The organism is Streptomyces sp. JH002 (assembly GCF_050916115.1).
GTDB classification, from domain to species: domain Bacteria; phylum Actinomycetota; class Actinomycetes; order Streptomycetales; family Streptomycetaceae; genus Streptomyces; species Streptomyces xiamenensis.
On sequence record NZ_CP087989.1, the window covers coordinates 5,370,880 to 5,396,383 of the forward strand.

At 72.0% G+C, this 25,504-nt stretch carries 28 protein-coding genes; 17 read left to right on the forward strand and 11 right to left on the reverse strand.

The window, feature by feature from the left end:
* Positions 1-154 precede the first annotated feature (154 nt).
* The 3 genes from abc-f (at position 155) to H7827_RS24620 (ending at position 3,156) form a co-directional block, all read left to right on the forward strand.
* Entirely contained in the window at positions 155-1,753 is a 1,599-nt protein-coding gene (gene abc-f, locus H7827_RS24610) for a ribosomal protection-like ABC-F family protein (RefSeq protein ID WP_200368059.1), read from the forward strand.
* Between the two features lie 361 nt (positions 1,754-2,114).
* Positions 2,115-2,336, forward strand: coding sequence for a helix-turn-helix domain-containing protein (locus H7827_RS24615; protein WP_030733842.1), 222 nt, complete (start codon positions 2,115-2,117; stop codon positions 2,334-2,336).
* Between the two features lie 34 nt (positions 2,337-2,370).
* A complete protein-coding gene (locus H7827_RS24620; RefSeq protein ID WP_364244206.1) occupies positions 2,371-3,156 on the forward strand; it encodes an enoyl-CoA hydratase/isomerase family protein in 786 nt (261 codons plus the stop codon).
* Between the two features lie 91 nt (positions 3,157-3,247).
* Here the strand turns inward: H7827_RS24620 and H7827_RS24625 are convergent, their stop codons facing one another.
* Positions 3,248-3,973 (reverse strand): hypothetical protein, encoded by a 726-nt coding sequence (locus H7827_RS24625; protein WP_432747375.1) that lies wholly within the window; start codon positions 3,971-3,973, stop codon positions 3,248-3,250.
* A gap of 174 nt (positions 3,974-4,147) precedes the next feature.
* On the opposite strand from H7827_RS24625, the gene H7827_RS24630 reads away from it, so the two are divergent.
* The 5 genes from H7827_RS24630 to amaP all read left to right on the forward strand — a co-directional run bounded on the left by H7827_RS24630 (position 4,148) and on the right by amaP (position 6,577).
* Positions 4,148-4,582, forward strand: coding sequence for an Asp23/Gls24 family envelope stress response protein (locus H7827_RS24630; protein ID WP_046725418.1), 435 nt, complete (start codon positions 4,148-4,150; stop codon positions 4,580-4,582).
* Between the two features lie 165 nt (positions 4,583-4,747).
* The gene (locus H7827_RS24635; RefSeq protein WP_046722961.1) at positions 4,748-4,945 is read left to right on the forward strand and encodes a hypothetical protein; all 198 of its coding nucleotides are present in this window, start codon (positions 4,748-4,750) and stop codon (positions 4,943-4,945) included.
* 6 nt (positions 4,946-4,951) lie between these two features.
* On the forward strand, positions 4,952-5,299 hold the full coding sequence (locus H7827_RS24640; protein WP_432747376.1) for a hypothetical protein: 348 nt from the start codon (positions 4,952-4,954) through the stop codon (positions 5,297-5,299).
* An 80-nt stretch (positions 5,300-5,379) separates the two neighbouring features.
* Positions 5,380-5,973 carry a DUF6286 domain-containing protein gene (locus tag H7827_RS24645; protein ID WP_432748054.1) on the forward strand — a complete coding sequence of 198 codons (594 nt, stop codon included), beginning with the start codon at positions 5,380-5,382 and terminating at the stop codon, positions 5,971-5,973.
* A 7-nt stretch (positions 5,974-5,980) separates the two neighbouring features.
* The gene (gene amaP / locus H7827_RS24650; protein WP_030733828.1) at positions 5,981-6,577 is read left to right on the forward strand and encodes an alkaline shock response membrane anchor protein AmaP; all 597 of its coding nucleotides are present in this window, start codon (positions 5,981-5,983) and stop codon (positions 6,575-6,577) included.
* A 19-nt stretch (positions 6,578-6,596) separates the two neighbouring features.
* Here the strand turns inward: amaP and H7827_RS24655 are convergent, their stop codons facing one another.
* Positions 6,597-7,427: an SURF1 family cytochrome oxidase biogenesis protein gene (locus tag H7827_RS24655; RefSeq protein ID WP_432747377.1), complete on the reverse strand. Its 831-nt coding sequence runs from the start codon at positions 7,425-7,427 to the stop codon at positions 6,597-6,599.
* A gap of 25 nt (positions 7,428-7,452) precedes the next feature.
* Complete coding sequence (locus H7827_RS24660) at positions 7,453-8,466, reverse strand: DEDDh family exonuclease (RefSeq protein ID WP_386535278.1); 1,014 nt, start codon at positions 8,464-8,466, stop codon at positions 7,453-7,455.
* A gap of 91 nt (positions 8,467-8,557) precedes the next feature.
* On the opposite strand from H7827_RS24660, the gene moaA reads away from it, so the two are divergent.
* Positions 8,558-9,547 carry a GTP 3',8-cyclase MoaA gene (gene moaA, locus H7827_RS24665; RefSeq protein WP_364244218.1) on the forward strand — a complete coding sequence of 330 codons (990 nt, stop codon included), beginning with the start codon at positions 8,558-8,560 and terminating at the stop codon, positions 9,545-9,547.
* Positions 9,548-9,565: 18 nt separating this feature from the next.
* Here the strand turns inward: moaA and H7827_RS24670 are convergent, their stop codons facing one another.
* The 6 genes from H7827_RS24670 to H7827_RS24695 form a co-directional block, all read right to left on the reverse strand.
* Positions 9,566-9,817, reverse strand: a complete 252-nt coding sequence (locus tag H7827_RS24670; RefSeq protein WP_046722958.1) for a hypothetical protein — start codon at positions 9,815-9,817, stop codon at positions 9,566-9,568.
* 182 nt (positions 9,818-9,999) lie between these two features.
* Entirely contained in the window at positions 10,000-10,359 is a 360-nt protein-coding gene (locus tag H7827_RS24675; protein ID WP_432747378.1) for a DUF3099 domain-containing protein, read from the reverse strand.
* 39 nt (positions 10,360-10,398) lie between these two features.
* Positions 10,399-11,820, reverse strand: a complete 1,422-nt coding sequence (gene tyrS / locus H7827_RS24680; RefSeq protein WP_432747379.1) for a tyrosine--tRNA ligase — start codon at positions 11,818-11,820, stop codon at positions 10,399-10,401.
* Between the two features lie 223 nt (positions 11,821-12,043).
* On the reverse strand, positions 12,044-13,462 hold the full coding sequence (locus H7827_RS24685; RefSeq protein WP_432747380.1) for a metallopeptidase TldD-related protein: 1,419 nt from the start codon (positions 13,460-13,462) through the stop codon (positions 12,044-12,046).
* Positions 13,459-14,982, reverse strand: coding sequence for a TldD/PmbA family protein (locus H7827_RS24690; RefSeq protein ID WP_432747381.1), 1,524 nt, complete (start codon positions 14,980-14,982; stop codon positions 13,459-13,461). Before H7827_RS24690 ends, H7827_RS24685 begins: the two co-directional genes overlap by 4 nt.
* A gap of 130 nt (positions 14,983-15,112) precedes the next feature.
* The gene (locus H7827_RS24695) at positions 15,113-15,652 is read right to left on the reverse strand and encodes an RDD family protein (protein ID WP_432747382.1); all 540 of its coding nucleotides are present in this window, start codon (positions 15,650-15,652) and stop codon (positions 15,113-15,115) included.
* Positions 15,653-16,082: 430 nt separating this feature from the next.
* On the opposite strand from H7827_RS24695, the gene H7827_RS24700 reads away from it, so the two are divergent.
* From H7827_RS24700 to fabI, 3 genes are all read left to right on the forward strand, one after another.
* The gene (locus H7827_RS24700; RefSeq protein ID WP_432747383.1) at positions 16,083-16,574 is read left to right on the forward strand and encodes an ATP-binding protein; all 492 of its coding nucleotides are present in this window, start codon (positions 16,083-16,085) and stop codon (positions 16,572-16,574) included.
* A gap of 108 nt (positions 16,575-16,682) precedes the next feature.
* The gene (fabG, locus tag H7827_RS24705) at positions 16,683-17,402 is read left to right on the forward strand and encodes a 3-oxoacyl-[acyl-carrier-protein] reductase (protein WP_043177904.1); all 720 of its coding nucleotides are present in this window, start codon (positions 16,683-16,685) and stop codon (positions 17,400-17,402) included.
* A gap of 3 nt (positions 17,403-17,405) precedes the next feature.
* The gene (gene fabI, locus H7827_RS24710) at positions 17,406-18,176 is read left to right on the forward strand and encodes an enoyl-ACP reductase FabI (protein WP_030733804.1); all 771 of its coding nucleotides are present in this window, start codon (positions 17,406-17,408) and stop codon (positions 18,174-18,176) included.
* A 76-nt stretch (positions 18,177-18,252) separates the two neighbouring features.
* Here fabI and H7827_RS24715 read toward each other — a convergent pair whose 3' ends face one another.
* On the reverse strand, positions 18,253-18,945 hold the full coding sequence (locus tag H7827_RS24715; RefSeq protein WP_432747384.1) for a FadR/GntR family transcriptional regulator: 693 nt from the start codon (positions 18,943-18,945) through the stop codon (positions 18,253-18,255).
* A gap of 65 nt (positions 18,946-19,010) precedes the next feature.
* Here H7827_RS24715 and H7827_RS24720 point away from each other — a divergent pair, with 65 nt between their 5' ends.
* The 4 genes from H7827_RS24720 to H7827_RS24735 all read left to right on the forward strand — a co-directional run bounded on the left by H7827_RS24720 (position 19,011) and on the right by H7827_RS24735 (position 21,450).
* Positions 19,011-20,339 (forward strand): CynX/NimT family MFS transporter, encoded by a 1,329-nt coding sequence (locus H7827_RS24720; RefSeq protein ID WP_432747385.1) that lies wholly within the window; start codon positions 19,011-19,013, stop codon positions 20,337-20,339.
* 16 nt (positions 20,340-20,355) lie between these two features.
* Complete coding sequence (locus H7827_RS24725) at positions 20,356-20,475, forward strand: SGM_5486 family transporter-associated protein (protein ID WP_262832665.1); 120 nt, start codon at positions 20,356-20,358, stop codon at positions 20,473-20,475.
* A gap of 170 nt (positions 20,476-20,645) precedes the next feature.
* Positions 20,646-20,858 carry a hypothetical protein gene (locus H7827_RS24730; protein WP_030733798.1) on the forward strand — a complete coding sequence of 71 codons (213 nt, stop codon included), beginning with the start codon at positions 20,646-20,648 and terminating at the stop codon, positions 20,856-20,858.
* Positions 20,859-20,931: 73 nt separating this feature from the next.
* A complete protein-coding gene (locus H7827_RS24735) occupies positions 20,932-21,450 on the forward strand; it encodes a SixA phosphatase family protein (RefSeq protein ID WP_432747386.1) in 519 nt (172 codons plus the stop codon).
* A 30-nt stretch (positions 21,451-21,480) separates the two neighbouring features.
* Here H7827_RS24735 and serB read toward each other — a convergent pair whose 3' ends face one another.
* Positions 21,481-22,680, reverse strand: coding sequence for a phosphoserine phosphatase SerB (gene serB / locus H7827_RS24740; RefSeq protein WP_432747387.1), 1,200 nt, complete (start codon positions 22,678-22,680; stop codon positions 21,481-21,483).
* Between the two features lie 232 nt (positions 22,681-22,912).
* Between serB and H7827_RS24745 the strand changes: the two genes are divergently transcribed.
* Positions 22,913-25,429, forward strand: a complete 2,517-nt coding sequence (locus H7827_RS24745) for an FHA domain-containing protein (RefSeq protein ID WP_432747388.1) — start codon at positions 22,913-22,915, stop codon at positions 25,427-25,429.
* Positions 25,430-25,504 lie beyond the last annotated feature (75 nt).

The following is a 25,504-nucleotide window of genomic DNA, read 5'->3' on the forward strand; positions in this document are numbered from 1 at the left end:
AGTCCCGGGGGTTTCCGGGGGCGGGTGGGGCGCGAAAAAGGTTTGCGAGCCCCCGGTAAACTACCCCGTATGGACATCTCGCTCCTCGTTGCTTAGCGGACGTACCCGCTCCCCAAGAAGCTTCTGCCCGTACGTCCTCACCTGGAGTGTTCCTGTGATTACCGCAACCGGTGTCGAGCTGCGCGCCGGCGCCCGCGTTCTGATCGAATCCGCGTCCTTCCGCATCGCCCGGGGCGACCGGATCGGTCTGGTGGGCCGCAACGGCGCCGGCAAGACCACCTTGACCAAGTGCCTGGCCGGCGAGGGCATCCCGGCCGGCGGCACCATCACCCGCGGCGGCGAGACCGGCTATCTGCCGCAGGACCCGCGCACCGGCGACCTCGACGTGCTCGCCCGCGACCGGGTGCTCTCCGCCCGCGGCCTGGACACCGTGCTGCGCGGCATGCGCGAGAACGAGCAGCGGATGGCCACCGGCAAGGGCGCCACCCGCGAGCGCGCCATGAAGAAGTACGAGCGCCTGGAGACCGAGTTCCTCACCAAGGGCGGGTACGCCGCCGAGGCCGAGGCGGCCACCATCGCCGCCAGCCTCGGCCTGCCCGACCGGGTGCTCGGCCAGCCCCTGCACACCCTCTCCGGCGGCCAGCGGCGCCGCGTCGAACTGGCCCGCATCCTCTTCTCGGACGCCGACACCCTGCTGCTCGACGAGCCCACCAACCACCTGGACGCCGACTCCATCGGGTGGCTGCGGGACTTCCTGAAGACCTACCGGGGCGGGCTCGTGGTCATCTCCCACGACATCGAGCTGGTGGAGACCGTCGTCAACAAGGTCTTCTACCTCGACGCCACCCGCTCCCAGATCGACATCTACAACATGGGCTGGAAGCAGTACCTGGCCCAGCGCGAGGCGGACGAGCGGCGCCGCAAGCGCGAGCGCGCCAACGCCGAGAAGAAGGCCGCCGCCCTCAACGCCCAGGCCGACAAGATGCGCGCCAAGGCCACCAAGACCGTCGCGGCCCAGAACATGGCCCGCCGCGCCGAGCGGCTGCTGTCCGGCCTGGAGGAGGCACGGCAGCAGGACAAGGTCGCCAAGCTGCGCTTCCCCGACCCCGCCCCGTGCGGCAAGACCCCCCTGATGGCCGAGGGCCTGTCCAAGTCGTACGGCTCGCTGGAGATCTTCACCGATGTCTCGCTCGCCATCGACAAGGGCTCCCGGGTGGTGATCCTGGGCCTCAACGGCGCGGGCAAGACCACCTTGCTGCGGCTGCTGGGCGGCGTGGAGAAGCCCGACACCGGCCAGGTCACCCCTGGCCACGGGCTCAAGCTCGGCTACTACGCCCAGGAGCACGAGACGCTGGACCCCGAGCGCACCGTGCTGGAGAACATGCGCACGGCCGCCCCCGACATGGACCTGGTCGCCATCCGCAAGACGCTGGGCTCCTTCCTGTTCTCCGGCGACGACGTGGACAAGCCGGCCGGGGTGCTCTCCGGCGGCGAGAAGACCCGGCTGGCCCTGGCCACCCTGGTCGTCTCCTCCGCCAATGTGCTGCTGCTGGACGAGCCCACCAACAACCTCGACCCGGCCAGCCGCGAGGAGATCCTGGGCGCGCTGCGCACCTTCACCGGCGCGGTGGTCCTGGTGACCCACGACGAGGGCGCCGTGCAGGCGCTCGAACCGGAGCGGATCATCCTGCTGCCGGACGGCGTGGAGGACCTGTGGGGCAAGGACTACCTGGACCTGGTGGCGCTCGCCTGATGACGGCCCGATCCACCGGATGTGATCATCCGGGATGGATCATTCGGCCCAGTCTTGATCCTTCATATGAGTGAGGGCGGCTCGTACCGCGGCGTGTCAGTGCGCCGGTCGTACGACCGCCCTCCTCGCATGCGCACGCCCGCCGCGCCACCTCGCTGACCAGCGGATTCGGACCTGGCCCCGCCGTAACCGCGCGGCCCGCGGCGCGAGAGCCCACCGCCGTACGGACGCGACGCGCCGGGAAGCCGTTGTCCGCTTGTCGTACGGACATCGTCGAATGGGTGGCCAGGAAGCGGGATAGGGGTGATCATGAGAGTCAGTTCGGAGAGTCCAACAGCGCACTTCCCACGAGGAGGCACGGGTGGCCGAGACTCTGAAGAAGGGCAGCCGGGTAACCGGCGCCGCACGCGAGAAGCTCGCGGCGGACCTCAAGCGTAAATACGAATCCGGCGCGAGTATCCGGGCCCTGGCCGAGGAGACCGGCAGGTCCTACGGCTTCGTGCACCGCATGCTCAGCGAAGCCGACGTCACCCTGCGTGGCCGCGGCGGAGCGACCAGAGGAAAAAAGTCTCCGGCGGCCTGATCACACCGCTGCCGGGGGCGGATAACCTGACCCGATGACGCTGCTGGAGAAGGACGGTGTACGGGTCACCGTCGACGCCGACGGTGCCCTGGCGACCGTCACCCTGACCAACCCGGCCAAGCGCAACGCCCAGACCCCTGCCCTGTGGCGGGCGCTGGCCGAGGCCGGGCGGCGTCTGGACGGCGCCGTACGGGTCGTCGTGCTGCGTGCCGAAGGGGTTTCCTTCTCCGCCGGTCTCGACCGGCGGGCGTTCACCCCCGAGGGCATCGACGGTGAGGTGTCCTTCCCCGCCCTGGCCCGCCGCCCGGACGGGGAGATCGACGCCGTCATCGCCGAGTACCAGGAGGCGTTCACCTGGTGGCGCCGCAGCGACCTGATCAGCGTCGCCGCCGTGCAGGGGCACGCCATCGGCGCGGGCTTCCAGCTCGCCCTCGCCTGCGATCTGCGGATCTGCGCCGACGACGTCGCTTTCGCAATGCCCGAGACCACCCTGGGACTGGTGCCCGACCTCGGTGGCACCAAGCCGCTGGTCGAACTGCTGGGCTATCCGCGTGCGCTGGAGGTGTGTGCCACCGGCCGCACCCTCCACGCCGAGGAGGCCGAGCGCACCGGCCTGGCCAATCTGGTGGTTCCGGCGGCGGAACTGGCCGCCGCCATCGAGGACCTGACCACCGCGCTGCTCGCCGCACCGCGCGCGGCGGTGACCGAGACCAAGGCCCTGCTGGCGGCGGCCGCCGCCCACACCCCCGAGGAACAGCGCGAGGCCGAACGCGCCGCCCAGACCCGCCGGCTGCGGGACCTGACCGGCCTGGGCGAGTGAGCGCACGGTCCGAGCCGGCGGCCTCCGGTGGGGCACCTCCCGGTGCCGGCCGGGGGAGCGGCCCGACCCGCGAAGACCCGCGAGCGACGCCCTACTCGGCGGACGGCCGCTGACCGTCCGGCACCACGTCGGTCACCACGGCGGACACCCGCACCGGGCCCGGCGCCTCGTCGTCCAGCGCGGCGGCGGCGGCCAGCCGGGCCTCCCGGACCACGTCCAGCACCCGGCGGCCGTCCGTCACCGCAAGCACCAGCCGGACCAGCCGGCACGGCGGCTTCGTGCTGTCGGTGATCTCGACGCGGTGCGGCAACGCGTACACCCCGGGCACCACCCGCACCGCAGCGGCCACCGCGCCCCCGCCCGCGCGGTCCGCCGGCCCAGGCTCCGTCGCGGTCACCTCCGGCCCGCCGGCCTCCCCGGCATCCTCGATCAGCCCGGCCACCCGCAGATCGATGGTGGCCACCGCGAGCCCCAGCCGGTCGCGGGCCCCCTGGGCCAGCGCCAGCCGCAGCGTGTTGGCGTACTCGGGCAGCGGCTGGTGCACCGGGGCCGCCACGGTGGCCGTCATGGCCAGCGGACCGGGCGGCAGCGCACTGGCCGGCGGGGGTACCGCCGCGGGTGCCGGCTCCGGCTCGGCGACCGCGAGCCGCAACTCCTCGATACGCGCCGCGGGTACCGCCGCCGCCACCGCCCGGCGCAGCGCCCCGGCGGCCGCCCGCTCCGCCAGCCACGCACCGTCGGCCGCCGAACCGAGCGGCACCAGCCGCCCCAGTTCCACCTGCTGACGTACCGCGTGCAACAGCCGCTCGTCGCTCATCGTCCGCATCCCTTCGCCGCGACCAGCATGCGTCATGCGTGGAGCGCCGTGTCAGCGGGCACGCGTAGGGTTGCCGGCGGACGGTGATTTGACCACCGTTCGGATGCTGTGGATGTCGAAGTGGGGTGAGGTTCCGTGTCCGATACCGAAACCGAGGTCGGGACGACGACCGAGCTGCCCGGCAAGTCCCTCGCGGGGCGCCGTGGCACCGGCGATCCCGCCACCCGGGGGCGCACCACCATCGCCGACGGCGTGGTGGCCAAGATCGCCGGGATGGCGGCCCGGGACGTGGTGGGCGTGCACGCGATGGGCAGCGGCCTCGCCCGCACGTTCGGCGCCGTACGGGACCGGGTGCCGGGCAGCGGCAAGTCCGCCACCCGGGGCGTCAAGGCCGAGGTCGGGGAGGTGCAGACGGCGCTCGATCTGGAGATCGTCGTCGAGTACGGCGTCTCCATCGGCGATGTGGCGCGCACCGTGCGGGAGAATGTGATCACCGCGGTGGAGCGCATGACCGGACTGGAAGTGGTCGAGGTCAATATCGCCGTGGTGGATGTGAAGTTGCCCGACAGCGAGGAAGATGACGAGGACTCCCGCCCGGCGTTGCACTAGGGCTGGTCCGACGGTTAGCGCCGTCAAGGCCCGCGATGTCTGGTGCCGGAGGCACCTCCCGGCCGCCAGGCCGGGGGAGCGGCGCGGGCCGGGCGGGATCCGTCGGACAAGCCCTGGGACAGCACCAGGGGTTACCGGGTCGTCGCGCGGCGAAGGAGCGGACGGATGAGCATGGCGGTGGTCGGCATGGTGGCCGGCATGGCACTGGGATTCGCCGGGTATTTCGGCGGATTCGGGGCCTTCTTGCTGGTCGCGGCGTTGGGAGCGATCGGGTTCGTGGCCGGCCGGTTCGCCGACGGCGACCTGGAGCCCGGGGACTTCTTCCGGGTCAGGGACCGCGGCGAGCGGGATCGGCGGAGGTGAGATCCGATGACATCGGTGGTGCCCGCCGCTGAGCGCGGCGCGACCCGGATCACCGAGCGCGTGGTGGCCAAGCTCGCGGCCCAGGCCGCGCGCGAGGCACTCGGCCGCCCCGCGCCCGGCGCGCGGCCCTCCGCCACGGCGGTGCTGCGCCCCACCCGGGGCCCGGCCAGGATCCGGGTCGCCGTGGAACTGTCCTACCCCTCCGACATCGGCGCCCAGTGCGGCGCGGTGCGCCGGCAGATCGTCTCGCGCATGAAGGAACTGGCCGACCTCGACGCACCGGAGGTGGCCGTCGACGTGGAACGGCTGCACTCGGCGGAGTCGCGCGGCGCGCGTGCGGGGAGAGTCCGGTGAGTGAGGAGCGCCCCGTCTCCCTGGCCAAGGAGCCCGAGCGGGAGCCGCAGCCGCAGCCGGACGTCACCCCCGCCGGAGGCATGGCCGTGTCCTCCTCGGCGGCGCGCTACGAACCGGAGGGCGTCGGCGGCCAGGAGCCGGCCGGCCGCTTCTGGTCGGTGCGCCGCAGCCCGGCGGCGTTCGTGGCCCTCGTCCTGCTCCTGGCCGCCGCCCTGCTGCTGTACGACGTCGCCTCGGTGCGCGCCGACCGCCCGGTCGGTGCCTGGCGCCGACGGCTCGCCGACGAGTTCGCCACCCGCCCCCTGGACGACCCGTGGGTGATCGCGGGGGCCGGGTCCGCCGTGGTCCTCGGGCTGGTGCTGATCGTGCTGGCCCTGACCCCGGGGCTGCGCGGGCTGCTGCCCATGCGCCGGGACAGCGCGGTGCTGCGTGCCGGCATAGAGCGCCGGGCGGCGGCCGTGGTGCTGCGTGACCGGGGGCTCCAGGTGCCGGGGGTGCGGACGGTACACGTCCGGGTCGGCCGGCGCCGGGTCCGGGTCCGGGCGCAGGCACACTTCCGGGATCTGCACGAGGTGCGGGCCGATCTCGACGAGGTCCTGGAGGACGGCATCGCCGGGCTCGGCCTGGCCAGACAACCGGCGCTGACCGTCCAGGTCCGCCGGCCGAAGGGATGAGACCACGATGCTGCGGATCACCAACCGGATCCTGCTGGCCCTGACCGGTCTCGGTCTGCTGACCGTCGGCCTCGCCGTGCTGTTCGCGGCCCTCGACCTGCCCGGCCGCTGGGGCATCACCCTGCCGTCCGGCTACACCTGGCGCGGCCCGGGCAACGTCCTGCTGGGCGCGGACGGCCGGACCCGCTGGCACGAGGCGGGCTGGTTCTGGCCGGTGGTCCTGGGCCTGCTCGGCCTGCTGGTGCTGCTGGCCCTGTGGTGGCTGCTCGCCCAACTGCGCCGCCGGCGGCTGAGCGAGATCCTGGTGGACAGCGAGGACGGGGTGGGCGCGCTGCTGCGCGGGCAGGCGATGGAGGAGGTCGTGAGGGCCGAGGCGGAGTCGCTGCCGGGCATCGACCACGCGACGGTCACCCTCACCGGCCGCCGCACCGAGCCCCGGGCCCGGGTGGGCCTGCTGCTCTCCCCGCAGGCCGAACCGGCGGACGTGGTCCGGCGGCTGGAGGCCGAGGCGCTCGCCCACGCCGGCCGCTCGGCCGGTCTGGAATCCCTGCCCACGGAGGTCCGGCTGCGCGCGGCGAAGCATCCGCCGGAGCGCGTCAGCTGACCTGTGCCGTACGGGCGGCTCAACCGCCGGTGGCGGTCGCCGGTTCCCGGTGCGGGGCGGGGGAGGGAGCGGGTGTCCGGTGCTGCTTCCCGGCCTCCGCCTCGCGGTCCTTGACCTCGCGGCGCAGCAGGATGATCCATCCCGCCGGGACACCGGCGGCGAAGATCCACCACTGGATGGCGTAGGCGAAGTGCGCGCCGATCCCGGTGTGGTCGGGGGCTTCGCGCGGCAGCGGCGCGCCCTCCGCCTCGTCGGCGGGGGAGCTGTCCGTCAGGTCGATGAACCCGGCGAGCATCGGCGTGCCCAGCGCCTCGGCGCGCTGTTCGCTGTTGACCAGCATCACCATGCGCTCCGGCAGGCCGGGCCGGTCCTTGATGCCGGTGTTCGCGGTGGTCTCGTCCACCATCAGCCGCCCGGTCACCGTGACCTCGCCGGCCGGCGGGGCCGGCACCTCAGGCGCCACCGTCACATCGCCACCGGCCGGCACCCAGCCGCGGTTGACCAGCACCGCCGTGCCGTCGTCCTGGAGCAGCGGGGTCAGCACCAGATAGCCGACCTCGTCGTTCGGCCCGGTTCTGGAGCGGGTCAGTACCTCGTGACCGGCGTCGTACACGCCGGTGGCGGTCACCGGCCGGAAGCGGTCGTCCGGGTCCGGGCCGGTGCCCACCGAGGTCAGCTCGGTCATCGGCACCACGGGTGCCGCCAGGCTCTGGGAGATCAGATCGTTCCGGGCGACCCGCTGCTCGTGCCGGTGCAGCTGCCAGAAGCCCAGCCAGACGAAGGCCGGGATCAGCGCGAGTGCGACCAGCGTGAGAGTCACCCACTGCCGCGTCAGCAGAAAGCGGTACACGGCTGACGACGTTACCCGAACGTGGTCAGACCTCCGGCGCCGGGGCCACCTCCCGCAGCAGATGCGTGAACGCCGCCTCGTCCAGCACCGGGGTGCCGTACGCCCTGGCCTTCGCCACCTTGCTGGTGGGCGCCTGCGGGTCGTTGGTGACCAGCACACTGGTCAGCCGGGACACGCTGGTGGCGATGTGCAGACCGGCCTCGAACGCCTGGTCCTCCAGCAGTTCCCGGTCCACCGAGGTGTCCCCGGAGAACGCGACCCGCATGCCCTGGGTCAGCCGCCCGCCCGGCTCGTAGCGGCCCGGGTTGGGGTACGGGCACGGCGGGCGCCGCTTCGCCGCCCGCCATCCGGGCTGCCAGCCCGCTCCGCTGCCCCCGGACGCCCGTGCCGCGCCGCCCGACGCGGCCTGCGGCCAGTCGGTGACCGGCAGACATGCCAGCAGCGGCAGCGGCAGCCGCAGCCGCGCGGCCCGCTCCAGGCTGGGCCGGAACGCCTCCGCCAGCACCCGTGCGTCGTCCAGCGCGTGGTGTGCGCGCCGCTGCTCCACCCCGAAGTGGGCGGCGAGCGTCTCCAGACGGTGGTTGGCCAGCGGCAGGCCCAGCGCCTTGGACAGCTGGATGGTGCACAGCCGCTGCTCCACCGGCGCCACGCGCTTGGCCCGCGCGTACTCGCGGGCGATCATCTTCCAGTCGAAGACGGCGTTGTGGGCGACGAGCACCCGTCCTTCGAGGCGTTGCGCGAAATCGCCGGCGATCTCGGCGAACAGCGGCGCGTCGGCCAGCATGTCGCTGGTCAGCCCGTGAATCCAGGTCGGGCCCGGGTCACGCTCCGGGTTGACCGGCGTGTACCAGTGATCCTCCACCTCCCCCCTGGCGGTCAGTCGGTAGACCGCCGCCGATACGATCCGGTCATCCGGTGCGAGCCCCGTGGTCTCCACATCCACCACCGCGTACCCGCCGGGGTATCCGGTGGGCCAGGGCACGCCCGCCGACTGCTGTGCGGGAACCTCAACTGTGGTTGCCTGGTGGTCTTCGAGCATGGTCCCTGAGGATACGGGCCGCCACCGACAGCGCCCCCACCGCCGCCGGGAGTTGACGGCCCTGTCACAGGGGTGACGTACGCTGCCAGACATGTTGTCGGACACCTACGGCCGCGTCGCCACCGATCTGCGGGTCTCCCTGACCGACCGCTGCAATCTGCGGTGCACCTATTGCATGCCGGAAGAGGGCCTGCGCTGGCTGCCCAAGCCCGAACTGCTGACCGACGACGAGATCGTCCGCCTGGTGACCGTCGCCGTGCGGGAACTGGGCGTCACCGAGGTCAGGTTCACCGGCGGTGAGCCGCTGCTGCGCCCGGGTCTGGTGTCCATCGTGGAGCGGTGCGCCGCGCTGTCGCCCCGCCCCCGGCTCTCGGTGACCACCAACGGCATCGGCCTGGAACGGGTGGCGGGCGCGCTGCGCGCCGCGGGCCTGGACCGGGTCAATGTGTCCCTGGACACCCTCGACGCGGACACCTTCCGCACCCTCACCCGCCGCGACCGGCACGCCGACGTGCTGCGCGGTCTCGCCGCCGCCCGCGCCGCCGGGCTCGACCCGGTCAAGGTCAACACCGTGCTCATGCCCGGCGTCAACGACACCGAGGCCGCGGACCTGCTGGCCTGGGCCATCGCGCACGACTACGAACTGCGCTTCATCGAACAGATGCCCCTGGACCCGCAGCACGGCTGGCAGCGCGACACCATGGTCACCGCGCAGGACATCCTGCGCGACCTCGCCGCCCGCTTCACCCTCGTCCCCGAGAGCGAGGCGGCACGCGGCGCCGCGCCCGCCGAACGCTGGGTGGTGGACGGCGGACCGCACCGGGTCGGGGTGATCGCCTCCGTCACCCGGCCGTTCTGCCGCACCTGCGACCGCACGCGGCTGACGGCCGACGGGCAGGTACGTACCTGCCTGTTCGCCCGTGAGGAGTCCGATCTGCGCGGTGCGCTGCGCGACGGCGCCGACGACGCGGAGCTGGCCGCGCGCTGGCGCACCGCGATGTGGGGCAAGAAGGCCGGCTCCGGGCTCGATGACCCGTCCTTCCTCCAGCCGCAGCGCCCCATGTCCGCCATCGGCGGCTGAGGCACCCGCGTCCGCCGCTCAGCCCTCTCCGGAGCGCTCGGCCGCCTGCCACTGTGCGAGCGGCACCACGTCCTTCAAGAACCCGCGCACGCTCAGGAACTGCGCGAGATGCTCACGGTGTTCCTCGCACGCCAGCCAGGTCTTGCGGCGCTCGGGGGTGTGGAGTTTCGGGTTGTTCCAGGCCACGACCCAGGCGGCGGGCGCACGGCAGCCCTTGGCGGAACAGATCAGCGGATCATCGCTGGTGGGTTCATCGGACACGGAATCCATCCAACACCCTTACTCCGGACATGGCGACGCCGGGCAGCCACGGGGGGAGCCGCCCGGCGTCGGTCCGTCGCTCCGACGGGGGATACGGAGCGCTCTTGAAGTATGACATGCAATGCACGCCGGTGTGCAGCCGAACAGCCCAATTTCCGTTGAGCTTTTCTTGAGCTTCGCAACTGAATACATCAAGGAGCTTGTTCGCGCTGTCTGTTGGTCTCCGGTGCGGAATCCGTCACCGGCGGCAGCGCCGATCGGGAAGCACTGGTGATGAAGGTGGACGGCATGGCCGGAGAGTTTTCCCGGCCCGCATTCGCGATCACCACCGCGATGTACGGCATGACCGTTCCCACCGCCAGAGTTGCGACCGCAAGCGGCCTGCTGAGGTCCCACAGCACGAATGTGAGAAGGACCGCAGCCGTACGGATCAACATGGAAATGACATAACGTCGCTGCCGGCCGCGCACATCCTCCGCAAGCCCGCGCCGGGCCCCGGTGATCCGGTAAACGGACGCATCCGGGGCCCCGCTCCGCCGCCACCGCGTCATGCCGCACACTCCTCACTCGGAGCCGGCCGCCGCCCTGGATCAGCGGCGCACCAGCAGTGCGAGCTTACGCCCGGCCTTCAGGTACACCCCGGCCGGCCGCTCCCCGGTGTCCTGCGCGGCGGTCGCCTCCTCGGCCACCTCCGCCAGCGACCGGGTCACCGCCGCCTCGCCCAGCACCTGGGCGCGCTGCTCGCCGTCGCCGTACTCCAGCACCAGCCGCAGCGCGTTCTGCTTGGCCAGCCGACGCGCCGCCGACGAGGACGCGGTGAACTCCAGCACCTTCGTCAGCACCGTGTCCACGCGCTCCGCGCCGTGCTCGGCCAGCTCGACCTCGGGCAGCGCGGCCACCTCGGTGAAGCTCTTCTTCGAGAACTGCGCGGTGAATCCGGCCCGCGCCGTCATCGCCGCCTCCACCCCGTACAGCGCGGCCACCATCTCCCCGGCCAGCACCTTCTTCAGGTCCATCGGGTGCAGCGAACCGTCCGCCACCCGGGCCAGCGCCCCGGTGATCTCCGGATCGGTCCACTCGGTCCACGCGCGCAGGTAGGGCTCCATCAGCCGGTCGGGCACCGACATGATCTTGCCGAACACATCGTCGGCCGGCGCCGAGAGCCCCACGTAGTTGCCCTTGGACTTCGACATCTTGGCCCCGGTGCCGTCGGTGCCCTCCACCAGCGGCATCGTCACCACCAGCTGCGGCTTCAGCCCGTAGATCTCCATCACGCGGCGGCCCATCTGCATGTTCAGCAGCTGGTCCACCCCGCCCAGCTCGATGTCCGCGTCGATCTCGGCCGAGTCGATCGCCATCGCCACCGGGTAGATCAGCTCCGACATGGTCAGCCCGTGGCCGCCCTCCAGGCGGGTGCGGAAGTCCTCGCGCTGGAGCAGCGAGGACGCCGGCACCTGGGCCAGCACCCCGATCAGCTTCGGCAGCGTGATCCCGGTCAGCCACTCGCTGTTGTGCCGGAACTCCACCCGCTCGAAGTCGAAGAACGGCTTCACCTGCCCCCGGTAGCCGGCCAGGTTCGCCGCGATGTCCTCGTCCGACAGCGGCGGGCGCTCAGCGGAACGCCCCGACGGGTCGCCGATCTTCGCCGTGATGTCGCCGATGATCAGCGTCACCCGGTGACCCATCCGCTGGAAGCGGCTGAGCACGATCACCGGCACGGCGTGCCCCAGGTGCACATCGGCCGCCGTCGGGTCGATGCCGAGCTTCACGTGCAGCCCGCGCCCCTCGGCCCGCGCCGCCTCGATGTCCGCCGCCAGCTTGTCCACCGACGGCAGCACCTCGACCGCGCGCGCCGCGATCAGCTCCGCCTGTTCCCTCGCCGGCAGATCGGTCAGGTCCAGATAACGCCGCGATCCCGTCTCCTCCAGCAGCTGCCGCACGGTGGTGTCGGAGGAGAGGTCCTGCGCGAGCAGCGCGGATGCGCGCTGCACGGAGTCGCCGAGGCGTGTCACGTTCAGTCCTGAAGGTCGACGTCGGAAAGGGAAAACAGAAGAACAGGCAGAGTCTAAGGGCTGTCCCGTCCTCCGCGCCGGGCCCGCGCACGGTGTCAGACGCGGTGCGTGGCAAGGCGCTGGACGGCCCTCGTGCCGGGCCGTACTCGGGCTGTCCGGCACCACGGCGAGGTGCCGTGGCCGGCGCCGTGCCCCGGCGGGGAGGACGGGACCGCCCTTGTGGTCACACCCCGGGGCTCACCGAGCTCATGTTGAAGCCCGGCACCCGCAGCGCGGGCATCGCGGTCCGCGGGAAGTAGTCACCCCACTCCCGCGACCGGGTCACCTCGGTGCGCCCTGCCTCGGTGGCCCGGGCCAGGATGTCCACCGGGGACTCGTTGAAGCGGAAGTTGTTCACCACCCCCGCCACCTCCCCGTTCTCCACCAGGTACACCCCGTCGCGGGTCAGTCCGGTCAGCAGCAGGGTGGCCGGATCGACCTCGCGGATGTACCACAGCGAGCTGATCAGCAGGCCCCGCTCGGTGTCCGCCACCAGCTCGTCGAGGGAACGGGTCCCCCCGGCCTCCAGCAGCAGGTTGTCGGTCAGCGGCGCCACCGGCAGCCCGGTCACCTCCGCCGAGTCCCGGGTGGTCGGCAACTGCCGCAGCACCCCGTCCCGCACCCAGTCGGTACGCCCCAGCGGCAGCCCGTTGTCGAACACCGACACCTCGGGGGTCAGACCACCCCCCGAGGCGTGCGCGATCAGGAACGGCGCCGCCTCCACCCCGGCCGCCGCCGGATCGCTGTACAGGTCCACCGGCAGCCCGGACAGCTTCTCGCCCACCCGGGTGCCGCCGCCCGCGCGGCTGAACACCGTACGGCCGTCGTGGGACCGTCGCGCGTCCGCCGTCCAGTACAGGTAGATCAGCAGATCGGCCACCGAGGACGGCGGCAGCAGCGTCTCGTACCGCCCGGCGGGCAGGTCCACCCGCCGCTCCGCCCAGCCCAGCCGCCGCGCCAGGTCCGCCTCCAGGGCGGCCACGTCCACGTCCGAGAAGTCGGCGGTGGGCACCGTCACATAGGAGGAGCGGGTACGGTCCGGGGACTTCGCGTTGATCTCCACGTGCCCGGCCCGCTGGTCGTGCCGCAGCCGCAGCCCGCCCGAGGTGCCCAGGTAGGTGGAGGTGATGTCGTGACTGGCGAAACCGAACAGCTCCCGGTCCGCCGCCCGCGAGCGCGCGAAGCTCTCGCCGAGCGCCGGCGCGAACTCCGCGAAGATCTCCGGCGAGGTGACCTGCGGCTCCTCCGCGAAGCCGCCGCCCGCGCCCGCCGGCGCGCCGTCGCCGGTCAGCAGCGGCCGGGCGTCCTCGGCCGCCGGCGCCTGCCGCGCGGCCTCCTCCGCGGCCCGCACCAGCGGTTCCAGATCGGCGTCGGTCACCGCGCCCTGCGAGACCACCCCGGCCGCGGTGCCCTGCGCCCCGTCCACCGTGGCGATGACGGTCAGTGTCCGGCCCCGGGTGACCCCGTTGGTGGTCAGCGAGTTGCCCGCCCAGCGCAGATTGGCGCTGGAGTTCTCCTCCGCGAGCACCACCAGACCATCGGCGCGCGACAGTCCCAGCGCCCGCTCCACGATCTCGTGCGGCCTGCTGTTCTTCCCGCTCATCGGCCCGCCTCCGCGGTGGTGTTGAGAATGTTGACGCCCCGGAACAGCGCGGACGGGCAGCCGTGCGAGACCGCCGCCGCCTGGCCCGGCTGTGCCTTGCCGCACATGAAGGTGCCGCCCAGCACATAGGTCTGCGGCCCGCCGACCGCCTCCATCGAGCCCCAGAAGTCGGTGGTCGTGGCCTGGTAGGCGACGTCCCGCAGCTGGCCGGCCAGCCGGCCGTTCTCGATCCGGAAGAACCGCTGCGCCGTGAACTGGAAGTTGTAGCGCTGCATGTCGATGGACCACGAGTTGCGGCCCACCGCGTAGATGCCGCGCTCCACCCCGGCGATCAGCCCCGCTGTGTCCGGCCCCTGCGGGTCCGGCTGGAGCGAGACGTTCGCCATCCGCTGGATCGGCACATGGGAGGAGGAGTCCGCGAACGCGCAGCCGTTGGAGCGGTCGAAGCCCTGCAGCCGCGCCGTGCGCCGGTCCATCTGGTACCCGACCAGGGTGCCGTCCCTGACCACGTCCCAGGACTGGGTGCGCACCCCCTCGTCGTCGAAGCCGGTGGTCGCCAGGCCGTGCTCGACGGTGCGGTCACCCGTCACATTCATCAGCGGCGAGCCGTACTTCAGCTTCCCCAACTGGTCGAAGGTGGCGAACGAGGTGCCCGCGAAGGCCGCCTCGTAGCCCAGGGCCCGGTCCAGCTCGGTCGCGTGCCCGATCGACTCGTGGATGGTGAGCCACAGATTCGACGGGTCCACCACCAGGTCGTACGCGCCGGCCTCCACCGACGGCGCGGCCAGCTTCTCGGCCAGCAGCGACGGGATCTGCTCCAGATCCGCGTCCCAGTCGTACCCGGTGCCGGTCAGGTACTCCCAGCCGCGCCCGGCGGGCGGCGCCAGGGTGTTCATGGTGTCGAACCGGCCGCTCGCGGAGTCCACAGCGGTCGCGGTCAGCTCGGGGTTGATCCGCACCCGCTGCTGCGTGGTGACGGTACCGGCGGTGTCGGCGTAGAACTTGTTCTCCTGGACCGCCCACAACCGGGTGTCCACGTAACTGATCCCCGGCGCCGCCAGCAACCGCTCGCTCCAGTCGGCGAACAGCGCGGTCTTCTCCGCGTCGGGGATGTCGAAGGGGTTGATCTCGTAGGGTGAGACCCAGGTCTGCTCGCCGTAGGAGGGCTCGGGGGCCAGCTCCACCCGGGCGGTGGACCCGGACGCCGCGCTGATCTTCGCCGACAGCTTCGCCATCGCCACGGCCTGCCCGGCGACCCTCGCGGCGGCGTCCATCGTCAGATCGACACCGGCGGCGAAACCCCAACTGCCGCCGTGCACCACCCGGACCGCGTATCCGGTGTCGGTGACGTCCGAGGAGCCGGCCGGACGGGCGTTGCGCAGCATCCAGTTGGCGCTGCGCACCCGCTCGAAGCGGAAGTCCGCGTGCTCGGCGCCCAGCGCCTTCGCCCGCGCGAGGGCGGCATCGGCGAGCTGTCGCAGCGGAAGCGCGAGGAAGCTCTCATCGATGGATGGGGGCACAGTCTCTCCTGTCCATGGCCATCTTGGGTGGTCCGGGGCATGGCACAGCCCCCGGGAACCACCGATCATGCCCGTTCGGCGCGCCGCTGCCCAGGCGGAAACCGGGAGAACGCCCCCGGGCGGGCGTCCGTCACCTCACCTGCCCCGGTGCCGGCGGGAGGGGAACGGCCGACCCGGGCCGGGTTCCGATCACCACCGTGTCGGCCAGCTTCTCGTGCAGCCCCTGCTTGAAGGGGGCGTCCCACAGGCACCAGGCGGCGACCAGCACCCCGGCACCGCCGATGAATCCGGCGAACAGCGTGCCGAAGAGATACGACCACTCGCGGCCGATGCCGCGCAGCAGCCCGACCCGGCCGCCATCACGCAGCCGGACCACCCGCAGCCCGAACAGCCACTTGCCGAGCGTGCGACCTCCGGTGAGCCAGTGCGCCAGCGGGTCGTACAGCAGCAGATAACCCAGCGCGAACCACACCGACCACAGGACGTTCGCGCCCCGCTCGCCCGAGTCGTCGCCGGCCAGTGCGAGTCCGGTCCACAGCAGTGCGAAGAACAGCACCAGCAGCAGGCCGAAGTCCACCAGCCGCGCGTAGAGCCGGTACACGGGACGGGCCAGCACGGACAGCGGCGGACCGTAGCCGGGGTGCACCGGGCCGGGCGGCGGCACGATCACGTACGGGGGCGGCTGCGCCGGATACGCGTACGGAGGCGGGGGATGGGGCCCGGCGTACGGGGGCGGGTAGCCGGTGGGGCCCCGGGTATCCCTGCGGGTACGGCGGCGGATGGCCGGGAACCGGCCCCGGCGGCCCGGGCGGCGGGCCCGCAGGAGGGCCCGGCGGCGGGGATATCGGCGGCTGCTCGGACATGCGCGAACCGTAGTCGATCCGCCGCACCACCGGCGACGGCCCTTGCCGGCCCCAACTGCCGTCCGACCAGCGGTTGTCCCCTGCGGGCGTCATATTCCGAGCGCTTTTCGCGGCCCGGGACATCCTTTCCCCACGCCCCCGCCACCTGCGGCGGAGCCCTCCGCGACTGCCGAGAGTAACGACCCGTGTCCGGAGCGGGACTGGCTAGCCGGGGCTTGTTTTCGCCACGCTCGGTCCATGGAGCAGGAGCTGATCCCCACCGAGGCCATGACGTCGTTCAGCAAGTCGTTCAGCGCGACCCCGCACGCCGTACGCCAGGCCCGGCAGCTCGTCGGGGACCGGCTCGCCCAGTGGGGCGTTCCGGCCGGCTGCCCCGCCGCCCGCACCGTCGCCCTGCTGGTCGGTGAACTCGCCGCGAACGCCGTACGGCACGGGTCGGCCCCGGGGCGCGGCTTCACCCTCGCCGTGGCGATGGCCGCCCTCGCGCCCGGTGGCGCGGCGGGCCCGCGCGAGGGTGCCGCCGCCGTGCCGCTGCGGATCGAGGTGACCGACTCCCGGGCGGACCGCTACCCGGTGCTGCGCCCCTCCGGCGGCGAACAGGAGAACGGCCGCGGTCTGCTGCTGGTGGACGCCTTCGCCGCCGCCTGGGGTGTGGCCAGTGCGCCGCACGGCAAGACCGTGTGGTGCGAATGTCTGCTGCACCCTGCCGAAATGGTGCCGCGGATGTAGGAATCCCACAGGCCCCCGGCACTGCGCCTGTCAGCCCCCGATCCCTGTCCGCTCCACCGGGCGGGCTAGTTTGGTGGCGAGCACATGTCGCAGAGAAGGGGTGATCCCTTGAGTCGCTCGGTACTCGTCACCGGAGGGAACCGCGGAATCGGCCTGGCCATCGCCCGTTCCCTCGTGGACGCGGGTGACAAGGTCGCCATTACCTTCCGTTCCGGAGAACCGCCCCAGGAACTGGTGGAGCGGGGCGTGCTGCCGGTCAGGTGTGACATCACCGAACCGGAGCAGGTGGAGCAGGCATACAAAGAGATCGAGGAGAAGCACGGCAAGGTCGAGGTGCTGGTGGCCAACGCCGGCATCACGCGCGACCAGTTGCTGCTGCGGATGTCCGAGGAGGACTTCGCCTCGGTCGTGGAGACCAACCTCACCGGGACCTTCCGGATGGTCAAGCGCGCTTCGAAGGGCATGCTGCGGGCGCGCACCGGCCGGATCGTGCTGATCTCCTCGGTGGTGGGCCTGATGGGCTCGGCGGGGCAGGCCAACTACGCGGCCTCCAAGGCCGGTCTGGTCGGTTTCGCCCGCTCCCTCGCCCGCGAGCTGGGCTCCCGGAACATCACCTGCAACGTGGTGGCCCCCGGGTTCGTGGACACCGACATGACGCGGGTGCTCAGTGACGAGCAGCGCGCGGGCATCGTGGAGCAGGTGCCGCTGGGCCGTTACGCCCAGCCCGACGAGATCGCGAACGCGGTCCGCTTCCTGGCCTCCGACGAGGCCGCGTACATCACCGGAGCCGTCATCCCCGTTGACGGCGGATTGGGCATGGGGCACTGAACCATGAGTGGACTTCTTGTCGGTAAGCGCATCCTGGTCACCGGGGTGCTCACCGAGTCGTCGATCGCCTTCCACACCGCCAAGCTGGCCCAGCAGGAGGGTGCCGAGGTCGTCCTGACCGGCTTCGGGCGGCTCTCCCTGGTGGAGCGGATCGCCAAGCGGCTGCCCAAGCCGGCGCCGGTGATCGAGCTGGACGTGCAGAACAAGGACCAGCTGGCCTCGCTGGCCGACGCGGTGCGCGAGCACGTCGACTCGCTCGACGGTGTGGTGCACTCCATCGGCTTCGCGCCGCAGGACGCGCTCGGCGGCAACTTCCTCAACACCGAGTGGGAGTCGGTGGCCACGGCCGTCGAGGTCTCCGCCTACTCCCTCAAGTCGCTGACGATGGCGCTGCTTCCGCTGCTGGAGCAGCGCGGCGGCTCGGTGGTCGGCATGGACTTCGACGCCCAGGTGGCGTGGCCCAAGTACGACTGGATGGGCGTGTCCAAGGCGGCGCTGGAGGCCACTTCGCGCTACCTCGCCCGTGACCTGGGCGAGAAGAACATCCGCGTCAACCTGGTCTCGGCCGGCCCCATCAAGTCGATGGCGGCCAAGTCGATCCCCGGTTTCGAGGAGCTGGCGGACGTGTGGAACACCCGCTCGCCGATCGGCTGGGACCTCGAGGACCCCGAGCCCGCGGCCCGCGGTGTGGTGGCCCTGCTGTCGGACTGGTTCCCGAAGACCACCGGCGAGATCGTGCACGTCGACGGTGGCGTGCACATGATGGGTGCCTGAGCACGGCACGGCTGAACGCGGCGGCGGCCGGTACGGAGGGGAGACCCTCCCGTACCGGCCGCCGCCGCGTGGTGTCTCAGGAGGCCCCGGCGGGCGCCGCGGTGAAGGCGCGGCAGGTCCGGGTGTGAGCGGCGGCCTCGCGCTCGGCCCGCTCGGCGTCCCGCTCGCGGACGGCGGTCAGCAGCCGGGCGTGGTCCATGTACGACTCGGGGTCGAGCTGGTCGCCCACGTCGTGGCGCAGGAAGGTGCGCAGGACGGTGCCCAGGTCGGCGTACAGGCCGGTGAGCACCTCGTTGTGGGAGGCCTTGACGATCCCCAGGTGGAAGGTGGCGTCCGCCTCCACGAACCGTTCGACCTCCCCGGTGCGCCAGGCGGCCTCGCGGGTGGTGAGCAGGGCGTCGAGACGGCGCAGATCGGCCGGGGTCCGGCGCTCGGCGGCCATCCGGGCGGCGGCGGTCTCCAGCGCGCCGCGCAGTTCGGCGACATGGCGCGGGTCGGCGTCGGCGAACCGGCGGTGCATCACCCCTGCCAGTTCGCTGGTGGCCACCACATAGGTGCCCGAGCCCTGCCGGATGTCGAGCAGCCCGTTGTGGGCCAGCGCGCGGATGGCCTCGCGGACGGTGTTCCTGGCCACCCCCAGCTGTTCGACCAGCTCGGGCTCGGTGGGGATGCGCGATCCCACCGGCCAGGCGCCCGAGGTGATCTCGTTCCGCAACTGGTCGATCACCTGGTCGGCGAGGGCCGAGCGGCGGGGGGAGGTGAGTGACATGGCTCTCCTGTCAGCTGCAGGAATCTTTTAATGACCCATTCATCGGATGATTCTATGATGAGGTCATGTCGTTGGCGAAGCATGACCGTATCTCCGCAGAGGACACACCCGCACCCGCAGCCGGCCGGCCTCCGCTCCGTACCGCACTCGCCACGGTGATCACCCCCGTGGCGCCGTGGCTCCTCGCCGTCGGCCTCGCCCTGGCGGCCCTCAACCTCCGCCCCGCGATATCCGCGCTCGCCCCACTGCTCGAAGAGGTACGCGCCGACCTCGGCATGAGCGGCACCGTCGCCGGGCTGCTCACCTCCGTACCCGCCCTGTGCTTCGCCGTCTTCGGCGTCACCGCCCCGGCCCTGTCCCGCAAGTACGGCCCCGTCGCGGTCGTCGCCGCCGGCATGGCCGCCGTCGCCGCCGGACTCGGCCTGCGCTCACTGGCCGGCGGAACCGGCGTCTTCCTCGCCTCCAGCGCCCTCGCCCTGGCCGGCATCGCGGTCAGCAACATCCTGATGCCGGTCATCGTCAAGCGGTACTTCCCGGACCGCATCGGCAGCATGACCGGCCTCTACACCATGGCCCTGTCCCTGGGGGCCGCCGGAGCCGGGGCCATCACCGTGCCGGTGGCGAGCGCCCTGGGCGACAGCTGGCGGCTGGGCATCGGCGTCTGGGCCCTCCCCGCGGTGCTGGCCGCCACCGTCTGGCTGACCGTGCTCATCCGCGGCCGCGCCGTACCGGCCGCCCCCGCCCCCGCGACCGCCGCGGACGGCAACGGCACCGCCCGGGCCACCACGACCATGACCCGCCCCGACGGCACCCCCGTGCGCCTGCTGCGCTCGCCCACCGCCTGGGCCCTCGCCTGCTTCTTCGGCCTCCAGGCCACCGCCGCCTACATCATCATGGGCTGGCTGCCGCAGATCTTCCGCGACGCCGGAGTCCCCGCCGGCACCGCGGGCGTCCTGTTCGCCGTCGCCATGGGCCTGAGCGTCCCGCTGTCCTTCGTCGTCCCCCGCCTGGCCACCCGGATGCGCCGACAGGGCCCGCTGCTCACCGTGCTGGCCTCCTGCGGCCTCGCCGGCTACGCCGGGCTGTGGCTGGCCCCGCACGGCGGCGCCTGGGCCTGGGCCGCCCTCCTCGGCATCGCCAACTGCTCCTTCCCGGTGGCCCTGGCCATGCTCGGGCTGCGCGCCCGCAGCGCCCACGGAGTGGTACGGCTGTCCGCCTTCGCCCAGAGCACCGGCTACCTCATCTCGCTGCCGGGACCGCTGATCGTCGGCGTGCTGAACGAGACCACCGGCAGCTGGAGCCTCCCGCTGCTCTTCATGGCCACGCTGATGGCCCTCCAGATCGTCGCGGGCGTCCTGGCCGGCCGGGACCGGCACATCGAGGACGGCGCGTGAATGGCAGACTGGGCCCATGCCAGCTCTTGAACCGAACCCCACCGGCGGACAGCGCACCCTGCTGCGGATCCTCGGCGTGATGCTCGCGGTCAGCGTCGTGATCGGGGTGATCGCGACCTTCGCCGCCGGCAACTGACCCGGCGGCCCCACCCCCGGCACACCGGGGGTGGGGCAGGCCCCACCAACCCCTAGGGGGCCATCGTCAGGGGAGCGTGGGTGGCTTACCCGATGGGCCCGATGAGCCCGCCCGCCTACCGTGGACGTATCGCGGCGATGACCACGCGGACCACGGATGGAGGCGCGCCCATGAGCGGTCGCACGGCCCTGATGACCAACCCCCGCCACCGGGCGGCGGCGGGCAGCGACATCCGGCTGCGCTGGTGGGCCCTGGCCCTGCCCGTCGCGGCGTTCAGCGCCCTGCTGTTCCTGCTCGCCGCCAGCGCCCAGGCCGACGCGAGCGGCGGGCCGCAGCCCGTCTCCCAGCTGGTCGAGCACGCCAGGAGCAGCTGGCTCGGCTGAGGCCGGCACCCGCTTCCGCCGGGTTCTCCAACCGCCGTCACCCCAGGGCACGTTTCATGCAAAGCTGGGACACATGAGCGTTGACGCACCCCGCAGGATCGTTCTTTTCCGACACGCCAAGGCCGACTGGCCCGACGTCTCCGATCATGATCGCCCGCTGGCGGAGCGCGGCCGCAAGGACGCCCCGGCGGCGGGCCGATGGCTCGCCGGCACCGGCGTCACCCCCGACCTCGCCCTGTGCTCCACCGCGGTCCGCACCCGGGAGACCTGGAAGCTGGCTGTCCCCGAACTGCCCCAGCGTCCCCGCACCGTCTACGAGGACCGGGTCTACGAGGCCTCGCTCGGCGAGCTGATCGCCCTCGTCAACGAGACCGCCGAAGAGGTGCGCGATCTGCTGCTCATCGGCCACAACCCCGGACTGCACGCACTGGCCGACGCCCTCGCGGGGGAGTCGGAAGGGGACCTGCTCTCCCGGATGAACCGTTCCGGATTCCCCACCGCGTCCCTCGCCGTGCTGACCTTCACCGGTGACTGGAAATCCGTGGAACACGGCGTGGCCCGCCTGGCGGCCTTCTGGACGCCGCACTCCTGACACCCCCGGCGGCGGGAGCCCACCGGAGCCTCAGCTCCCGGCGTCCGCCGCCTCGACTTCCTCCCGGGTGATCCCCAGCAGATACAGCACCGTGTCCAGGAACGGCTCGCTCAGCGCGGTGTGCGCCGCCCGCCGCACCAGCGGCTTCGCGTTGAACGCCACCCCGAGCCCGGCCGCGTTCAGCATGTCCAGGTCGTTCGCGCCGTCCCCGATCGCCACCGTCTGGGCCAGCGGCACCCCCGCCGCATCGGCGAACCGCCGCAGCAGCCGCGCCTTGCCCGCCCGGTCCACGATCTCCCCGGTCACCCGCCCGGTCAGCTTCCCGTCCACGATCTCCAGCGTGTTCGCCGCGGCGAAGTCCAGCCCCAGCTGCTCCGCCAGCGCGTCCGTGACCTGGGTGAAGCCGCCCGAGACGACCCCCACCTGGTAGCCCAGCCGCTTGAGGGTACGGATCAGGGTGCGCGCCCCCGGGGTCAGCCGCACCTCCGAGCGCACCTTGTCCACCACCGAGGCGTCGAGCCCCTCCAGCAGGGCCACCCGGGCGTGCAGCGACTGCTCGAAGTCCAGCTCCCCGCGCATCGCCGCCGCCGTCACCCCGGCGACCTGCTCCTCACAGCCCGCGTGCGCCGCGAACAGCTCGATGACCTCGTCCTGGATGAGCGTGGAGTCGACGTCCATCACCACCAGACGCTGCGCGCGCCGGTGCAGCCCGGCCGAGACCACCGCCACGTCTATGGACCGCACCGAGGCCTCGGTAGCCAGCTCGGTGCGCAGCTTCTCGGTCGGCACCCCGGAGACATTGAACTCGACGGCCGTCAGCGGATACTTCGCCAGCCGGAAGATCCGGTCGATGTTGCCGCCGCAGCCGGTGATCCGGGCCGCGATGGCGGCGGTGTCCTCCGCGCTGAGCGGATTGCCCAGCACCGTCACGTGGGAGCGGCCGTCGCCCCGGGCCGGGTTGTCGCCCAGGCCCGAGATGATCTCGGCCTGCATGCCCAGGCCCTCGGCCCAGCCGTGGACGGTGGCACGCAGTTCGCCCTCCGTCCCCGAGCCGCCGGCCGGCGCGCTCACCAGGGCGCACAGCACTATGCGGCCCCGCGTCACGACCTGCTCGATGTCGATGACCGTCACATGGAAGGCGGCGAGCGTCTCGAAGAGACCGGCGGTCAGACCCGGCCGGTCCCTGCCGAAGATCTTCACCAGCAGCGTGGGCGTCTGTGCGGGGATCATGGTGCCCACCACGGTAGTCGCTCCCGGTTGCGGGACGATGACCACGGGCCGCCATGCGGCGGAACGGAGAGGAAGGTCACAGAGTTGCCGACGCTTCGCACCAGCTCCGTGACTATCCGGGCCCGACTTTCCGTTTCCGGCCCGGGACTGGAATAGTGCCTGGACGGTGTTCGACCATCCCGGACCCTCATGTCGAGGGGGTCGGTCGGGGGACAACTTTGTGGGGCATGGAGTGCCAGAACTCGTACTCGAACTGAACGGTCAGACCTGGTCGTTGGACCCGACCCGGTCATACGGAGTGGGGCGGGACCCGCAGGGCGACCTCGTCCTGCAGGACGCCCGGGTCTCCTGGCGGCATGCCACGGTGCGGTGGGGCGGCCAGAACTGGATCCTGGAGGACCACGGCAGCACCAACGGGACCTACGCCCAGGGGCAGCGCGTCCAGGAGCTGCCACTCGGCCCGGGATCGGTCATCCATCTGGGCAACGCCACCGACGGACCGCGGCTCACCTTCTCGGGAACCGCGCCCGTCCCCCAGCAACAGCAGGAGCCGCAGCAGCAGCACCAGCAGTACCAGCAACCGCAGCAGGCCCCGCAGCAGGCCCCGCAGCAGGCGTTCGGGGACCCGGTGCCCGTAATGGCGGGCCACGCGCCCGCCATGCCGCCGCACCAGCCGCCCGGTCACCAGCCCCCCGGCCACCAGCCGGGCGCCGACCCGGCCGGCGCGGGCGACCGCGGCGCCACCACTTTCCACCACCTGGCCGTCGGCCAGGTCACCCGCATCGGCCGTGCGCTGGAGAACGAACTGGTGGTCTCCGACCTCCAGGTCTCCCGCCACCACGCCGAATTCCTGGCCCACTCGGACGGCCGCTACGAGCTGCACGACCTCGGCAGCCACAACGGCACGTACGTCAACGGCCAGCGGATGGACAAGAACGGCCGCCGCTACCTGGGCCAGAACGACACCGTCGGCATCGGCCACTCCACCTTCCGGCTGGTCGGCAACCAGCTCCAGGAGTTCGTCGACACCGGTGAGGTCTCCTTCTCGGCGCGCCACCTGACCGTCCAGGTCAACAACGGCCGCACCACCATCCTCAACGACGTCTCCTTCGGCGTCCCCGAGAAGTCCCTGATCGGCGTCATCGGCCCCTCGGGATCCGGCAAGTCCACCCTGCTGCGCGCCCTCACCGGCTACCGCCCCGCCACCTACGGCGAGGTGCTGTACGACCACCGCAACCTGTACACGCACTTCGCCGAGCTGCGGCACCGCATCGGCCTCGTCCCCCAGGACGACATCCTGCACAAGGAACTGCCCATCCGGCAGGCCCTGCGGCTGGCCGCCCAGCTCCGCTTCCCCGGCGACGTCGCCGAGGCCGAGCGCAACGCCCGGGTCGAGGAGGTGCTCGGCGAACTCAAGCTCGACATCCACGCCACCAAGCGCATCTCCTCGCTCTCCGGCGGCCAGCGCAAGCGGGTCTCGGTCGCCCTGGAACTGCTCACCAAGCCGTCGCTGATCTTCCTGGACGAGCCGACCTCGGGCCTGGACCCGGGCATGGACCGCGACGTCATGCAACTGCTGCGCGGCCTGGCCGACGACGGCCGCACCGTCCTGGTCGTCACCCACTCGGTGGCCGAGCTCGGCCTGTGCGACCGGGTGCTGGTCATGGCCCCCGGCGGCGGCGTCGCCTACTTCGGCCCGCCGGACGAGGCGCTGAATTTCTTCGGCTACGACAACTGGGCGGACGTCTTCTCCGCCTTCGAGAACTACCGCGACTACGACTGGATGGGCCGCTGGCGCGGCTCGCAGCACTACCAGATATACGCAGCCGACCTCGACGCCGTGCAGCCGCAGGCCGCCAACTTCCAGCCGGTGGCCGCCGCCGCCGAACAGAAGGCCCAGACCTGGGGCTCCCAGGTGTGGACCCTGATGCGCAGATACGCGGCGGTGATCTTCGCCGACAAGGGCTTCCTCGGCCTCACCGTCGCCCTGCCGGTCATCCTGGGCGCCGTCTCCCTGGCCATCCCCGCCGACTTCGGCCTGGGCTACGGCAGACCGGAGAACGGCGGCCGCAACAGCCAGGCCAGCATCATCCTGCTGGTCCTCGTGGTCGGCATGTGCTTCTCCGGCGCCGCCAACGCCGTACGGGAACTCATCAAGGAACGGGTGATCTACGAACGCGAACGGGCGGTCGGCCTCTCCCGCTCCGCCTATCTGATGTCCAAGGTCTTCGTGCTGGGCATCGTCACCATCTTTCAGGCGGCCATCCTGGGCGCCATCGGCTTCGGCCCCCGCGAGATGCCCGCCGAGGGCGTGCTGTTCACCAGCTCTCCCGCGCTGGAGATGACCCTGGTGATCATGGTCCTGGGCTGCACCTCCATGATGATCGGCCTCGTCATCTCCTCGCTGGTGCGCACCTCCGAGATGACCATGCCGCTGCTGGTGATGATCTCCGTGGTCCAGCTGGTGTTCACCGGCGCCCTCTTCGAGGTGCACGGCAAGCTCGGCGTGGAACAGCTCGCCTGGCTGATGCCCTCCCGCTGGGCCCTGGCCGGCACCGCCACCACCGCCGACCTGAACACCCTCACCGCCTCCCTCGCCGACCCCGACGCCGGCGGCGACCCGCTGTGGAACCACGCGGCCGGCTGGTGGCTCCTGGACGTCTCCATGCTGATCGCCCTCGGCGTCGCCTGCGGCTTCCTGGTGATGAAGTTCCTGCGCCGCCACGAGCCCGAGGTCATGCGCGACTGACACCGGGCACCGCGACCGCGCGGCACCGCACACACTCCACCCACGACGGTGGTGGCACCCCGCACGGGGCGCCAC